Source organism: Bradyrhizobium sp. CCGUVB1N3, from assembly GCF_024199925.1.
GTDB lineage: Bacteria > Pseudomonadota > Alphaproteobacteria > Rhizobiales > Xanthobacteraceae > Bradyrhizobium.
Genome location: NZ_JANADR010000001.1, coordinates 3,065,469 through 3,079,105 on the forward strand (window position 1 = coordinate 3,065,469; position 13,637 = coordinate 3,079,105).

The window sequence follows — 13,637 nt, forward strand, 5'->3', positions numbered from 1 at the left end:
AACGGTTCAAACCGGCTTCTCGTCATCCGTCACCGGCGAGGTGACCACCAGGAACACGAGATCGACCAGGCCCGAGTTGGAGATCGCGTGCTCGACGCCGGGCGGCAGGAAGATGACGTCGTGCTTACGCACGACATGGTTCTTGCCTGCGATCTCCATCAACCCCTCGCCTTCGAGCACGTGATAGACCTGCTCCTGCACCTTGTGATGGTGGCGGACGACATAGGCCATCGGCTGGTACATCGAAATCCGGTAGTCGATGTGGCGCGAGCCCGAATTCTCCGGCATCACCAGCGGCTTCGACAGCGCGCCGCCGAAATGGTTGGGGAATTCGCGCCAGGGCACTTCAGCGATGTTGCGGATGAAGGCACCATTGCTCTCTTCGGCCATGATCGTGCTCCCTCTTGCGCGCCTCAATTCACCAATGCGCCGCCATCGACATAGACGATCGAGCCCGTAGCAAAACCGTTGGCCATGAAGCTCAGAATCTGCTGCGCGATGTCCTCGGCGGCGCCGACGCGGCCGACCGGCAACGCGGCAGCCGTCTTCGCCAGCATCTCGCGCCGTGCCGCTTCCGGCATCGCGGCGCGGATCGGTGTGTCGATCACCCCGGGCGACACCGCGTTGACGCGCACCGGCGCCAGCTCGAGCGCCAGCGCTCGCGCCAGCGATTCCAGCGCGCCGTTGGCCGCGCTGATGACCGCCGAGTTCGGACGCGGCCGCACGCTGAGGAAGCCGGTGACCAGGGTCAGCGAGCCGCCCGGCCGGATCTCGGCCTCGCGCGCCACGCGCCACGCGCCACGCGCCCCAGAATTTTCCTTCCATCGTGCTGCGCACGTCGTCCATGGCAACCGTCTTGAACGGCCCCGTCTTGAGCTGTGCCGCGGTCAGCGCGACGTGATCAACCGGACCGATGCGGCGGAATAGATCGGCGACGCTCTCATCGCTGGTCACGTCGGCCGGGATTGCGATCACGTTCAGTCGCTCGGCGACCGCATCGAGTTTGGTCGCATTGCGCGAGGCGATGATGACGTCCGCGCCCTGCTTTTTGGCGAGCTCGGCCGTGGCGAGCCCAATGCCGGAGGAGCCGCCGACGACCACGACCTTCTTGCCTGCAAGCGTCATTCCCGTGTTCCCCTGAAGTCGTCTTGAAAATTGCACCGCGCGCGATCAGTCCGGCTGATAGCGCGTGCCGATGCCGGCCTTGCTTTGGCCGAGGCCCGGCAGCTCCCACACGCCCGCGCCCGCTGGGTTGACGTCGGCGGCGATATCGACGTCGATCAGATACGGCTTGTTGGCCGCGATGCCCTTGCGGATGGCTTCGCCAATATCCGCGGCGCGATCCACCCGCACGCCTTCGACGCCGCAGGACCGCGCCATCGCCGCGAAATCGGGATTGTAGCGCTCGCCGGTGACGGGATCCCTAAAGTCGGTCGCGAGCTCGCGGCCGCCGAGATAGCCACGCTGCAAGCCCCGGATCGAGGCATAGGCGTAGTTATTCCAGACCACCCACACCACGGGCAGATTATATTCGACCGCCGTGCCCAGTACGTTGGCGTGCATGAAGAAGGCGCCGTCGCCGCACACCGACACACAGGGCCGATCGGGCGCGGCGAACTTCGCGCCCATCACGCCGGCGACGCCAAAGCCCATCGGGCCAAAGCCCATCGAGCCGATCAGCGAATCCGGCCGTTTCGGTTTGCAGAAGGCAAGCAGCCAGTTGTGGTGCACGCCGATGTCGCTGACGAGGATCGCGTCCTCCGGCAGCGCCTTGTCGATCTCGGCAGCGGCGCGTTGCGGGTTGATCGGGGTGGTGTCGTCGGAAAAGCCAGGCGCGACGAACTTGTCCCATTCCTTGCGGTAGCCATCGATCTGCGCCAGCCACTTCTTGCGCGCGTCGGATTTCCTGAACAGGTTGTCGCGACGATCGAGCTCGGCATGCACCTGCCGCAGGAAGGTGCGGACGTCGGCCATCAGCCCGAGCGCGACCGGATAGTTGCGGCCGATCTCCTCGGGATCGATATCGACGTGGATGAGCCTGGTCGGCGGGATGGTGAAGGAATAACCAGGAATCCACGAGCTCGAGGTGCGATCGTCGAAGCGGACGCCGAGGGCGAGCAGCACATCGGCCTGCCGCGTCGCGTGATTGGCCTGATAGTGCCCGGCACGCGCGACGAGGCCGAGTGCGAGCGGATGATTAACGTCGAGCGCGCCAAGGCCTGAGGCCGACGCCGCAACTGGAATCTGCAAGCGCTCGGCGAGGCTGCGCAACTCTTCCGCGGCACCGCCGTAACGCACGCCCTGCCCGACCAGCATCACCGGCCGCTCGGCAGCGAGCAGCATATCGACCGCCTTGACCACGCCTTCGGGATCGGCGCCGCAGCGGCTGGAGATATTTGCGTTCCACTCGATCGCCTTCGGTGCTTCTTCTGCGGCCGATTCCATGAAGACATCGAAGGGAACATCGACCACAACCGGTCCTGGCCGTCCGGTGATCATGGTCTTCCAGGCCTGCCGCACCGCGAGCGGCACCATCTCGCCGCGCGTCGGCTGAAACACCTTCTTGCAGATCGAACGCACCGTGGAGGGAAAATCGGCCTGATAGTGCCGGTACATTTCCTGGAACGCGCCGCGATTGAACTGGCTGGTCGGTACGTTGCCGGTGATCGCCATGAACGGCACGGAATCGAGAAAGGCGTTCGCAAGCGAGATCGGCAAATTAGCCGAGCCGGGCCCGCATGACGTGAAGGTCGCGGTCGGCCGTCCGGAGACGCGGTAATAAACGTCCGCCATGAAACCGGCGACGCTCTCATGATGAACCGAAATCGTCTTGATCTCGGACGAACGCTCATACAGCGCGTCGATGAACTGGATATTGCCGTGGCCGCAGAGCCCGAACACCTGCGGCACCTTCTCCTGGATCAGGTAGTCGACGATGACCTGGGCGCCGTTGAGCATATTTCGCGACATTCAACCCGTCTCCCTGCGGCCCGACGGCTTCTTCTTCGATGCGGCGGCCATCGTTGAGCCGCCGCACCCTATTTCTCATAATGCTGCACGTCAATTTATATTGTGATAGTTTGTTTTCCAGGGAACGCGCGGGGCTCCACGCCCGTCGCGTGCTAGTGTCAGGACTCGAGCCATGATGGATTCATCGAAGGGGGCCTCTTCCTTGAGATCGCGCACCAAGCCCGGCACCAGCGAAAAACCTGCAAGCCCACGCAAGGCGGCCATTGCAAAACTGGTCCCGCCGACTCAGACGGATGGTGACGACGCCGACGACAAGCAGCGCGGCGGCGGCGTGCAGTCGCTCGGCCGCGCCTTCTCGATCCTGGAGGAGGTCGCGCGGCATCGCGAAGGGATCGGGCTTGCGGAATTGAGCAAGCTCGTCGGCCTGCACAACTCGACCACTTTTCATCTCGCCAAGACGCTGGTCTCGCTCGGCTATCTCCGGCAGGAGAAGGACAACAAGCGCTACCGCATCGGCCGCCCCCTGTTTGCACTCGCGGCATCTGCGCTCGACGAGATCGAGATGGTCAATGTCGCAACTCCTGTGCTCGAAGACTTGTCGCGCGAGACCAGCGAAAGCAGCCATTTTGCCGTGCGCATGGGCGATGCCGTCATCGTCATCGCGCGCACCAGCGGGCCCGGCGCGTTCCAGCTTACCGACCGGGTCGGCGTGGTCCGCCCCGCCCATTGCACGGCACTCGGCAAGATCATTCTTGCATCGCTGCGACCCGAGCAGTTCAAGCGCTTCCTCGATCGCGCCGAACTGAAGCCGTCGACGCCGAAATCCATCACCGACCCCGGCGTGCTGATGCGCGAGATCGCCGAAGTGCAACGCACCGGCGTTGCCTTCGACGACGGCGAGTTCAATCCGGAAGTGCGCTGCGTCGCCGTGCCTGTGATCGATTTCACCGGACAGGTGATCGGCGCGCTTGGCATATCCGGACCGATCTGGCGGCTGTCGAACCAGGCGCTGCATGCGAGCGCACAGGTCGTTCAAGTCGCGGCCAACCGTCTCTCGTTAGAGTTCGGCGCCAAAATTACGGCGTCCAAGCCAGCAGCGAAAAAAGTCTAAGGCGCGCGCAAGCGGCGATTTTGCCGGTTGACACCGGCGACCGCGTTCGGGATTATCATCCCGCATTAGAAAAACGTCTCTCACAATATCGCATTTCCGATACTGAAGGGAGACACCGCGATGCACCCGGGAGGAGGCTTTGAGATGATCCGCACCAGCCGACGGACATTGCTAAAGGCGAGCGCGGCGTTTGCCGGCGCATCCGCGCTCGGATTACCCGCGATCGCGCGCGCCCAGGCGGAGAAGATCAGAATCGGCCACCTGACGCCGCTGACCGGCTTTCTCGGCGTGATCGGCGGCTACGCCCAGCTCGGCGTGAAACTCGCCGCGGAGGAGATCAACCAGTCCGGCGGCATTTTGGGCAAGCAGATCGATCTTTTCTCCGAAGACTCCATCAACCCCGCGACCGCCGCGACCAAGGCGCAGCGGATGCTGGAGCAGGACGGCGCCGTCGTGCTGCTCGGCGAAATCTCGTCGGCGTCCTCGCTCACGATCATGCAGGTCGCCGAGCGCAACAAGAAGGTGTTCTTCTCGACCGGCGCGCGATCGGATGCGCTGCGCGGCAAGAACTGCAACAAATATTCCTTCCACTGCGACATCCCCAACACCGTGATGGTCAATGCGGTCGGCACCGCGCTGTCGCAGAAGGGCATGGTGAAGGGCAAAAAGTTCTTCACGCTCACCGCCGACTACATCTTCGGCCACGACCTCCTCAAGGCGGCGAAGGCCTTCTTCGGCACGCACGACGCCAATCTGATCGGCGACGAGCTGATCGCAACCGACGTCACCGATTTCAGCCCGTATCTTCTGAAAGTGCGGCAGGCCAAGCCCGATGTGGTGTGCTGCAACCTCGCCGGCAACCAGGTCACCAATCTCGTCAAGCAATATGCCGAATTCGGCCTGCCCTATCCGCTGGTCGGCTTCAACCTCAACACCGGCGATGCCTGGGCGGCGGGCGCCGGCAATCTCGGCGGCACCTGGCCGACGGTCTGGTACCACACGCTGGACAACCCGACGTCCAAGGCCTTCGTCGCCGCCTTCAGCAAGAAATACGGCAAGCCGCCGGAAAACCACGCCTGGATCGACTACGTCACGCTAAGACTGCTCGCGGAGGCGATCAACACGACCAAGTCGACCGACAGCGGCGAGCTGATTGGCTATTTCGAGAAGCAATCCCAGTTCGACATCGGCAAGGCGCGCAAGGCCTATTTCCGCTCCTGGGACCATCAGCTCGTGCAGGAGGCCTATCCGTTCACGGTGAAGCCGAAGGAGCAGATGAAGGACCAGTGGGACATGCTGGTGCTGGGCGATGCCGTGCCGGCGGCGAACGATCTGCTGGAACAGATCTATCCGACCAGGGAACAGAACCCCTGCGAGATGAAGGCCTGACGCGCTCTCTCGCGCGAAAGTGCTCAGTTGGCGCCAACGGTGCCGGCGTGCGAGCCGGCGCCGCTTTTGCCAAGGTGATGGACGCAACATGCAGTTCGAGTTCTTGCTGGAACAGGTGGTGAATGGCCTCGTGCTCGGCGGCTATTACCTGCTCATCGCGCTCGGGCTGTCGCTGATCTTCTCCGTCGGCGGCATCGTCAATCTCGCACACGGTGCCTTCTACGCGCTCGGCGCCTACGTTTTCGTCGAGCTGACGCGTCACCTCAGTTTCGGCGCGTCGGTGGTCATCTCCCCGTTCGCCGTGGCCCTGCTCGGCATCCTCTTCGAGCGCTTCATCCTGCGCCGCTTCTACAACTCCGACCCGATCCTCAGCCTGCTCGTGACCTTCGGCCTTGCGATGGTCGCCGAGCAGGCGATCCGCATGATCTGGGGCGCGGCGCCGGTGTCGGCCGAGATTCCGCAAAGCTTTCGCGGCTCGGTCATCCTCGGTGATTTCCTGTTCTCGCGTTATCGCCTGCTGATATTGGCGGTGGTGGCAGCGGTGCTCGTCGGCATCTGGCTCCTCCTGCACAAGACCTCATTCGGACGCGTGGTGCGCGCCGGCATCCAGCGGCCTGACATGGTGGCAGCGCTCGGCATCCGGCTTCAGCCCTACATGACCGCGATCGTCATGCTCGGCGTCGGCATGGCCGCGCTTGGCGGTGCGTTCTTCGCGCCGATCACGACCGTGCATCCGGCGATGGGCGCCGAGATCATGACGGTCGCCTTCGTTGTCGTCGTGATCGGCGGGCTCGGAAGCTTTTGGGGCGTTATCATCGCCGCCCTCCTCGTCGGCGTCGTGCGCGGCATTGCGATTCATTTCCAGCCCGCCGCGGGCGAAGCCTCGATCTACATCCTGATGTTCCTGGTGCTGCTGGTGCGCCCGCGCGGGCTGCTCGGCGAACGCATCGAGAAGTTCGAATGAGGCGCGCATCCGCCTTCGACAGGCTGAAGCCGTTGCTGGTCGCGGCCGTAGCAGTCATCGCGCTGCCGTTCGTGCTCAGGGCCCTCGGCCTGTCGCTCAACACCGGCACCTGGGTGGTCGCGCTTGCGATCGCCACCATGGGGCTCAACCTCTGCATCGGCTACACCGGCCTCGTCTCCTTCGGCCACAGCACCTGGTTCGGCGTCGGCGCGTACGCGGCCGGCCTGATCCAGCTCCGCTTCTTTCCGGGCCAGATCTGGCTGCCGCTGCTGCTGTCGACGGTCGTCGTCGCCGCGGCATCGGCGGTCGTCGGCGCGCTGATCCTGCGCCGACGCGGCGTCTATTTCTCGCTTTTGACCCTGGCGCTCGCGGCGCTGGCCTATACGACGGCGTTCCGCTGGACGAGCCTGACCGGCGGCGAGGATGGCCTCGGCGGACTGAAGCGCGGCCGCATCGGCCCGCTCGATCTCGACAATGCGCTCGCCTACTACATCGTCGTCGCCGCCATCGGCCTTGTCGTGCTCTACGTGCTGTTGCGCCTGGCGCGCTCGCCCTTCGGTCACGTGCTGGTCGCGATCCGCGAGAACCAGCTGCGCGCGACGTTCCAGGGCTATCCGGTCGAACGCTACAAGCTCGCGGTCTTCGTGATCTCGGCGGTGGTCACGGGAATCGCCGGCGCGTTGATCGCGTTCCTGAACTATCTCGTCTCGGCCGAAGCCGTCTCCGTGCCGTTCGCCGGCGAGCTGCTTGCGATGGTCGTGATCGGCGGCATGCGAAGCATGCTCGGGCCCGCGCTAGGTGCGCTGTTCTTCATCCTGTTCCGCGAGCTGTTCTCGATCTGGACGTCGGACTGGCTGTTCTGGTTCGGCATCACCTTCGTCGCCTTCGTGATGTATTCCCCGGGCGGCCTCGTCGGCATCGGCACGTTGATCATGCGGCACGTCCACCCTCCAGCGGAAGAGCCGGCCGCGATGAGCCGGCGCAAGATCTATGACGGCCTGCCGCTGCCGGCCTTTCTGCGGCCGCAAGCACTGACGGGGACGGTGCTCGAGGTGAGCGGCGTCTCGAAAAAGTTCGGCGGCATCCGCGCCGTGCACGATGCGAGCATCAGCGTTGGCGCCGGCGAGATCCACGCCCTGATCGGGCCGAACGGCGCCGGCAAGACCACACTGTTCAACCTGGTCTCCGGCCTCTACGCGCCGGATCAGGGCGGCATCCGCCTCAACGGCCGCGATATCGCGGGTGTGCCGTCCAACCTGATCTGCCATCAGGGGCTGGCGCGCTCGTTCCAGATCACCAACCTGTTCCACGGGCTCACCATCTACGAGAACCTGAGGCTCTCGCTTCAGGCGCGCCGGCCGATGCGCTTCAACATCTGGAACGACATCGACGCCTACGAAGACATCCACGCCGAGACCGCGGAGCTGATCAAATTCCTCGGACTCGAAGGCATCGAGGAGATCGATAGCGGCGAGCTCTCCTATGGCGGGCAGCGACTTGTTGATTTGGGTATCGCTCTTGGCTCCAAGCCGCAGGTGCTGCTGCTCGACGAACCGCTCGCGGGCCTTGCCGCGGCCGAGCGCGAGCGCGTCTCCAGCCTCGTCAAGAACATCGCGGCCAATATCCCCGTTCTGATCGTCGAGCACGACATCGATCGCGTGCTGGGCTTCTCAGCCGTCGTCACGGTGATGAACCAGGGCGAAGTGCTGATGTCGGACTGCCCCAAAGCGGTGCGCGAAGACGTGCGGGTGCAGGAGATCTACACCGGCACGGGCACCCCGACCGTTGCGCTTCAGCGCAGCGATGATGCTGCGAGCGATGCAAAACCCATCCTGCGCTTCGAGCGCGTCAACACGTTTTACGGCAAGAGCCACATCCTGACCGAGGCCTCCCTCGACGTGCGCGAAGGGGAGATCGTCGCGCTTTTGGGCCGCAACGGCGCCGGCAAGTCGACGCTGCTGAAGACGCTCGCCGGCCTGGTGCCTGCGACATCAGGCAGCATCGACTATCGCGGTGAAGACATCGCGCACCTCGCCGCGCCCGACATCGCGCGCCGCGGCATCGGCTATGTGCCGCAGGGTCGCGGCCTGTTCGCCGGCATGACCGTGCGCGAGAACCTCGCGCTCGGGCGCCTAGCCCGCAAGACCGACGGCAGCGACGGCGTGGTCTGGGACGAGGCGCAGATCCTGCACACCTTCCCGCGGCTGAAGGAGCGCATGAACGTCGCGGCCGACTATCTCTCCGGCGGCGAGCAGCAGATGGTGGCGGTCGCGCGTGCGATGTCCGGCAATGTCCGCCTGCTGCTGCTCGACGAGCCCTTCGAGGGGCTTGCGCCGGCGGTGACGCTCGAGCTGTTCAAGGTGTTCGACCAGCTCCGGCGGCACATGTCGATCGTGATCGTCGAGCACAATCTCGACCTCGTGCTCGCGCTCGCCGACCGCGTCTTCGCGCTGGAGCGCGGCGCGGTGTTCCACCAGGGCCCGGCCAAGCCGCTGCTGACCGATCTCGGCTATCGCAAGCAGATCCTGTGGCTTTAGGCTGCGGGAGACGCGCCAGATCAGGTCGGGTTTTCCCGCCCCATCAAAAATGGGGAAAACAACCCCATGCAAAGTAGCGGGTGACTGTCGGCGCGACGTATTACGATTTTACGAAATCATTTGACACGTCGGGCAAATCACCGGCATGATGTCATCATTGCCAAATCCCTGAAGTGTCCCACGGCGTGCCCGGCAACGGCGCGTCACGACAGCTTGCGCGCAACTCATCCTCATCAACATCAGCAATCGGTCCGGCGGGCCGCGGGCAGGCAATCGGCCTTGCGCGCAGCCGCCCACGCGCCTGCGCCGGCCCCAAAAGGAAGCATCGACATGACAGCATCTTCGAACCACAACACGACGGCGGCGATCGCCGCGCCCGATCGACCCCAAACCGCAACATTCCCGCGGATCAAGTTCTCCAAGCGCGGCTTTTCGATCGACCATCCGGATCCGGAGGCGGGCGAACGGCTGATGGCCGACGCGTTCGGGGTCGCCGATAGCGACGCCATGTACGGCATCCTCAAGCAATTGGTGAAGGCGAGCGTGAACGGCGCGAGGCTCGACCACGCCAACCTCGCCTTCATGATTTCGATGATGCAGGGCATCAAGCCGAGGGACGCCATCGAGGCGATGCTGGCGGCGCAGATGATCTGCGTGCACGTCACCGCAATGCGAAGTGCCCAGCATCTCGCCGGCGCCGACAACATCCAGTGCCAGGACAGCGCCGCGCGTGCGCTCGGCAAGCTCGTGCGCACGTTTCCGGCCCAGATCGAGGCGCTCAATCGTTACAGGAACAAGGGCGAGCCGGCCATCACCGTGCAAAACCTGTCGGTCCAGGACGGCGGCAAGGCCATCGTCGGCAACGTCACACAGCATGCGCGGATGATCGTGTCGCAGCCGGGCGCGCCTGCCGCGCTGGCGGACGCGCGGACGGTCCCGATGCCAATTGTCGGCGAACACGAGCAGGTCATCGCAACGCACGACGCCCCCGCATGACCAGTGGCCACGTCCGCACCACGGGCGCGATGCTGGCAAGCCCGCGCTGCGGCGCCAGAACGCGCAACGGCTGTGCTTGCCGCGCGCCGGCGGTTCACGGCAAGTCCCGGTGCCGTATGCATGGCGGCGCGGAGGGATCGGGCGCGCCGAAGGGAAACAGGAATGCGCGGAAGCATGGGCTGTTCACGAAGAAGGGCATCGCAGAGCAAAAGCAAGTTCGGGATCTGTTGGATGAGGCGCGGAGACTGCTCAGGGAATTCGAGTGATGCCGCCTCCTTCAATTCGGGCTGTCTCGCGTCAAGTCGATCACTCTTTCTTGTGTGACCTAGTTCATAGGCTGCCCCCGTTGAGCAGACTACGTTAGGTAACCGAGCGTTAGCTCGCTTTGCCGCGCCCGACGGACGGGCGTTTTCTCCCTAGACTGGCCGATCGCTTCGAGCGGTCGGCCCTTTCGTTGTGCAGCGCCCCTGACGTTGCCGCACTTCGTGGGAGCGTCGTCGGGGATCAATGCCCGTTTGCGATCAACAGCCAAACATCATTCAGCGGACTGCACGCTTCCGTTTGGGCCCCAGGAGCTGCCGTCGCGGCCGATGGACGCGAACGCCGGCCGTAATACGGAATACTCGGAGAGGGGCGAGTTTGCTCTCGCTCCATCTGATCTTGCCTGAAGTATGACATTCATATTGAAATGTCATACGTACTCGCTACCATTGGCTTCCGGGTAAGGATGCGCAGTCGTCGGCGATTGCGGCACTCGATTGGTGTGCGGGAGCAAGTCAGTGCGTGGGATATTGCGGATAGTTTCTGCCGCCGCGTCGTCTGCTATTTGTGCGTTGCCCGCCGTCGGACAGGATCGAGCCCCGAGCGGGCCGGATCAACTTCCACCGGTCACCGTCACTGCTCCTGAGGCGAAACCGCCCACGCGGAATGCGAGGCCCAAGCCAGCGCAAAATCGCGGGAGACGGGTGACTGTCGCAGTCAGATCGGAGCAGCCGGCCACAAGCGGCGGCGCAGGGGTGGCACAAGGCATGACTCCCGATGGAGTGGCGGCAATGCAGCCTACTGCTGCCAGCGCCGTGCGCTTCACCGGCGAACAGGTGAATGCAGTTCCGTTCTCGCGCGTGGGCGAGGCGCTAGAAGTCGTGCCGGGCCTGATCGTCACGCAGCATTCCGGCGAAGGCAAAGCAAACCAGTATTTTTTGCGCGGCTTCAATCTTGACCACGGTACCGATCTCTCGATCTTCGTGGACGGTATGCCCGTCAATATGCCGACGCACGGTCATGGTCAGGGTTATGCTGATATCAATTTCCTCATTCCCGAGCTGATCCAGTCGGTCAACGTTCGTAAGGGGCCGTATTATGCGGACGTCGGCGACTTCAGCTCCGCCGGCTCCGTGGCTATCGATTACATCAATAAGCTGCCGAAGAATTTTGCGGAGGTCACATTTGGCAGCTTCGGTTATCGGCGCAGCGTGGCAGCGGGATCGACCGCGGTGGGCGACGGCACCCTACTTGCGGCGATCGACGGTACCAAATACGACGGCCCGTGGGATGTGCCGGATAATGTGCGGAAGATCAACGGCGTGCTGCGCTACAGCCGCGGCACCGCAACAGACGGCCTGACGCTGACCGCGATGGCCTATTCCAACGGCTGGAATTCGACCGATCAGGTGGCGCAGCGCGCCATCGACGAGGGCATCATCGGCCGCTTCGGCACGCTCGATCCAACCGATGGAGGCACCTCCAGCCGCTTCAGCCTGTCGGGTAATTGGGCGCAATCTAGCGAGTATGGCCAGAGCAAGGTCAGCGCCTATGTCATCCGCTCTGACCTGCAGCTCTTCAACAATTTCACTTACTTTCTCGACAACCCCATCAATGGCGACCAATTCAATCAGCTCGATCGCCGTACCCTGGGCGGCTTCGACGCGCGGCACGCCTTCGACTGGCGGTTTGGAGGCTTCGAGACACAAACCCGCGTCGGCATGCAGAGCCGTTACGATGACATCCATGTCGGTCTGTTCACGACCGAGCAGCGCGCACGGCTATCGACCACACGCGAGGACCGCGTGCAAGAAGGCAATGTCGGCATCTGGACCGACACAACGACACGCTGGACCGACTGGCTGCGCACTACCGTCGGCATCCGCGAAGATGTTTTTGCCGGTCACGTCTTGAGCGATACGCCCGAGAATTCGGGCAATGCTCAGGCGACGATGGCGAGCCCTAAGGGCGGTATTGTGCTCGGCCCATGGTTCAAGACTGAATTCTACGGCAATGCCGGCTACGGCCTGCACAGCAACGATATTCGTGGCGCGACGATCACGGTCGATCCAATTGACAAGGTCACACCGCAGGATCGCGTCCCGTTGCTGGTCCGCTCGCGCGGTGCAGAGCTTGGCATCCGCACGAAGGCGATCGACAACCTCACCAGCTCGGTTGCTGTCTTCGTACTGGATTTCGACTCCGAACTTCTGTTCGTCGGCGACGCCGGTACCACCGAAGCCAGCCGGCCCAGCCGCCGCGTGGGCGTGGAATGGGTCAACCAGTACAAGCCGCTTCCGTGGCTATCATTCGACCTCGACGTTGCCTACGCTCGGGCTCGGTTTACAGACTTCGATCCTGCGGGGGACCGCATCCCCGGCGCGCCGGCTTGGATCGCAAGCGGCGCGGTCACCTTCGGCAGAGAGGCTGGCTGGTTCGGTGCACTCAAGGCACGCTATTTTGGCCCGCGCCCGCTGATCGAGGACGACAGCGTCCGCTCGCTATCCTCGTTGATCTTCAACGCACGTGCCGGCTATCGCTTCGATAACGGCCTTAAACTTCAGCTCGATGTGCTCAATCTCTTCAACGCGCAGACCAACCAGATTGAATACTACTATCTGTCCCGCCTGCCCGGCGAGCCGATCGAGGGCGTTGCCGACCGTCACGTCCATCCCGCTGAACCTCGTGCGGTACGCTTGACGCTCGCCGGCAAGTTCTGAGGGCTGCCGATATCGCCCAGCCCTTACTTCCGCTTCGGGTCCAAGATCACACGTGATCCGCGCATTCGGTCACGGTGCGGACTTGCCACCTGCGACGCCGCCAGAGCTCTGTGTACCATCCTCCAACGCAACCGCCATCTCCACGCGCCAGCGCGGCAGATGAGCGAGATCCGCTCAGGGTCATTTGGAGGCAACGGTCTCCTTGAACAGCTCAACCGTGCCGCGCGCGTTGTCGGTCACTGCAAAGACCTCGTAAAAATCGATCTGCGGCTTCATGCCGTAACGCTGGACGATCCCCTCGAGCCACGGCCCGGTGTAGAACGCCTTGGCATCCTCGATGCGCTCCCACTGATACACGCCGCCGGCCCATCCGCTTTCGGACCAGATGAAGTGCTTGCTGATCAGCCCCGTCACCTCGCGGAAGTTGGGTGCGATCTTGTGAAAGTGCTCGCGACACGCGGCATAGTCGATCTGCGGCGGCAGTTTGTATCGTACAACGGTGGTAATCATGCGACCTCCTCGTAAGGACGCCCCAGGCGCAACATTGATGACATTCCCCCGACCAAGCAAGCGAAGCAGGAAGACGAGATGGATCAAAGGCGCAAAGCCTAACGAGTAGCTTTCCGTTCTGCTGCGACAAGCCGTTTGTTCCAGAGCATTGCCGGACTTGGCGTTAGAAGTTCAGCCTT

11 protein-coding genes and 1 pseudogene are annotated in these 13,637 nt (G+C 63.6%); 7 read left to right on the plus strand and 5 right to left on the minus strand.

All coding sequences use genetic code 11. From position 1 onward, the window contains the following. Positions 1-6 precede the first annotated feature (6 nt). The 4 genes and pseudogenes from NLM33_RS14535 to NLM33_RS14550 form a co-directional block, all read right to left on the minus strand. Positions 7-390, minus strand: coding sequence for a cupin domain-containing protein (locus tag NLM33_RS14535; protein ID WP_254105797.1), 384 nt, complete (start codon positions 388-390; stop codon positions 7-9). 23 nt (positions 391-413) lie between these two features. Next, entirely contained in the window at positions 414-788 is a 375-nt protein-coding gene (locus NLM33_RS14540) for an SDR family oxidoreductase (protein WP_254105798.1), read from the minus strand. Between the two features lie 52 nt (positions 789-840). Further along, a pseudogene (locus tag NLM33_RS14545) lies at positions 841-1,125 on the minus strand (SDR family NAD(P)-dependent oxidoreductase); the annotation flags it as partial. Positions 1,126-1,170: 45 nt separating this feature from the next. Beyond that, positions 1,171-2,970: a thiamine pyrophosphate-binding protein gene (locus NLM33_RS14550; protein ID WP_254096719.1), complete on the minus strand. Its 1,800-nt coding sequence runs from the start codon at positions 2,968-2,970 to the stop codon at positions 1,171-1,173. Positions 2,971-3,142: 172 nt separating this feature from the next. Between NLM33_RS14550 and NLM33_RS14555 the strand changes: the two genes are divergently transcribed. From NLM33_RS14555 to NLM33_RS14580, 7 genes are all read left to right on the plus strand, one after another. After that, a complete protein-coding gene (locus NLM33_RS14555) occupies positions 3,143-4,081 on the plus strand; it encodes an IclR family transcriptional regulator (RefSeq protein WP_254096720.1) in 939 nt (312 codons plus the stop codon). A 144-nt stretch (positions 4,082-4,225) separates the two neighbouring features. After that, on the plus strand, positions 4,226-5,470 hold the full coding sequence (locus tag NLM33_RS14560; RefSeq protein ID WP_254096721.1) for an ABC transporter substrate-binding protein: 1,245 nt from the start codon (positions 4,226-4,228) through the stop codon (positions 5,468-5,470). 88 nt (positions 5,471-5,558) lie between these two features. Further along, positions 5,559-6,434 (plus strand): branched-chain amino acid ABC transporter permease, encoded by an 876-nt coding sequence (locus tag NLM33_RS14565; RefSeq protein ID WP_254096722.1) that lies wholly within the window; start codon positions 5,559-5,561, stop codon positions 6,432-6,434. After that, positions 6,431-8,971 carry a branched-chain amino acid ABC transporter ATP-binding protein/permease gene (locus NLM33_RS14570; protein WP_254096723.1) on the plus strand — a complete coding sequence of 847 codons (2,541 nt, stop codon included), beginning with the start codon at positions 6,431-6,433 and terminating at the stop codon, positions 8,969-8,971. The genes NLM33_RS14565 and NLM33_RS14570 overlap by 4 nt, the downstream gene beginning before the upstream one ends. A gap of 330 nt (positions 8,972-9,301) precedes the next feature. Further along, complete coding sequence (locus tag NLM33_RS14575; RefSeq protein ID WP_254096724.1) at positions 9,302-9,967, plus strand: hypothetical protein; 666 nt, start codon at positions 9,302-9,304, stop codon at positions 9,965-9,967. Between the two features lie 29 nt (positions 9,968-9,996). Next, complete coding sequence (locus NLM33_RS49485; protein WP_305880513.1) at positions 9,997-10,233, plus strand: HGGxSTG domain-containing protein; 237 nt, start codon at positions 9,997-9,999, stop codon at positions 10,231-10,233. Positions 10,234-10,746: 513 nt separating this feature from the next. After that, a complete protein-coding gene (locus NLM33_RS14580; protein ID WP_371929950.1) occupies positions 10,747-12,948 on the plus strand; it encodes a TonB-dependent receptor domain-containing protein in 2,202 nt (733 codons plus the stop codon). Positions 12,949-13,128: 180 nt separating this feature from the next. On the opposite strand, the gene NLM33_RS14585 is transcribed toward NLM33_RS14580, so the two are convergent. Beyond that, on the minus strand, positions 13,129-13,458 hold the full coding sequence (locus tag NLM33_RS14585) for a hypothetical protein (protein ID WP_254096725.1): 330 nt from the start codon (positions 13,456-13,458) through the stop codon (positions 13,129-13,131). Positions 13,459-13,637: the final 179 nt, after the last annotated feature.

Excerpts from the sequence above, each read along its gene's own strand:
- NLM33_RS14555 (WP_254096720.1), top strand. The coding sequence starts at position 3,143 with ATGATGGATTCATCGAAGGGGGCCTCTTCCTTGAGATCGCGCACCAAG.
- NLM33_RS49485 (WP_305880513.1), top strand. The coding sequence starts at position 9,997 with ATGCTGGCAAGCCCGCGCTGCGGCGCCAGAACGCGCAACGGCTGTGCT.
- NLM33_RS14565 (WP_254096722.1), top strand. The coding sequence starts at position 5,559 with ATGCAGTTCGAGTTCTTGCTGGAACAGGTGGTGAATGGCCTCGTGCTC.
- NLM33_RS14570 (WP_254096723.1), top strand. The coding sequence starts at position 6,431 with ATGAGGCGCGCATCCGCCTTCGACAGGCTGAAGCCGTTGCTGGTCGCG.
- NLM33_RS14560 (WP_254096721.1), top strand. The coding sequence starts at position 4,226 with ATGATCCGCACCAGCCGACGGACATTGCTAAAGGCGAGCGCGGCGTTT.
- NLM33_RS14550 (WP_254096719.1), bottom strand. The coding sequence starts at position 2,970 with ATGTCGCGAAATATGCTCAACGGCGCCCAGGTCATCGTCGACTACCTG.
- NLM33_RS14535 (WP_254105797.1), bottom strand. The coding sequence starts at position 390 with ATGGCCGAAGAGAGCAATGGTGCCTTCATCCGCAACATCGCTGAAGTG.
- NLM33_RS14575 (WP_254096724.1), top strand. The coding sequence starts at position 9,302 with ATGACAGCATCTTCGAACCACAACACGACGGCGGCGATCGCCGCGCCC.
- NLM33_RS14585 (WP_254096725.1), bottom strand. The coding sequence starts at position 13,458 with ATGATTACCACCGTTGTACGATACAAACTGCCGCCGCAGATCGACTAT.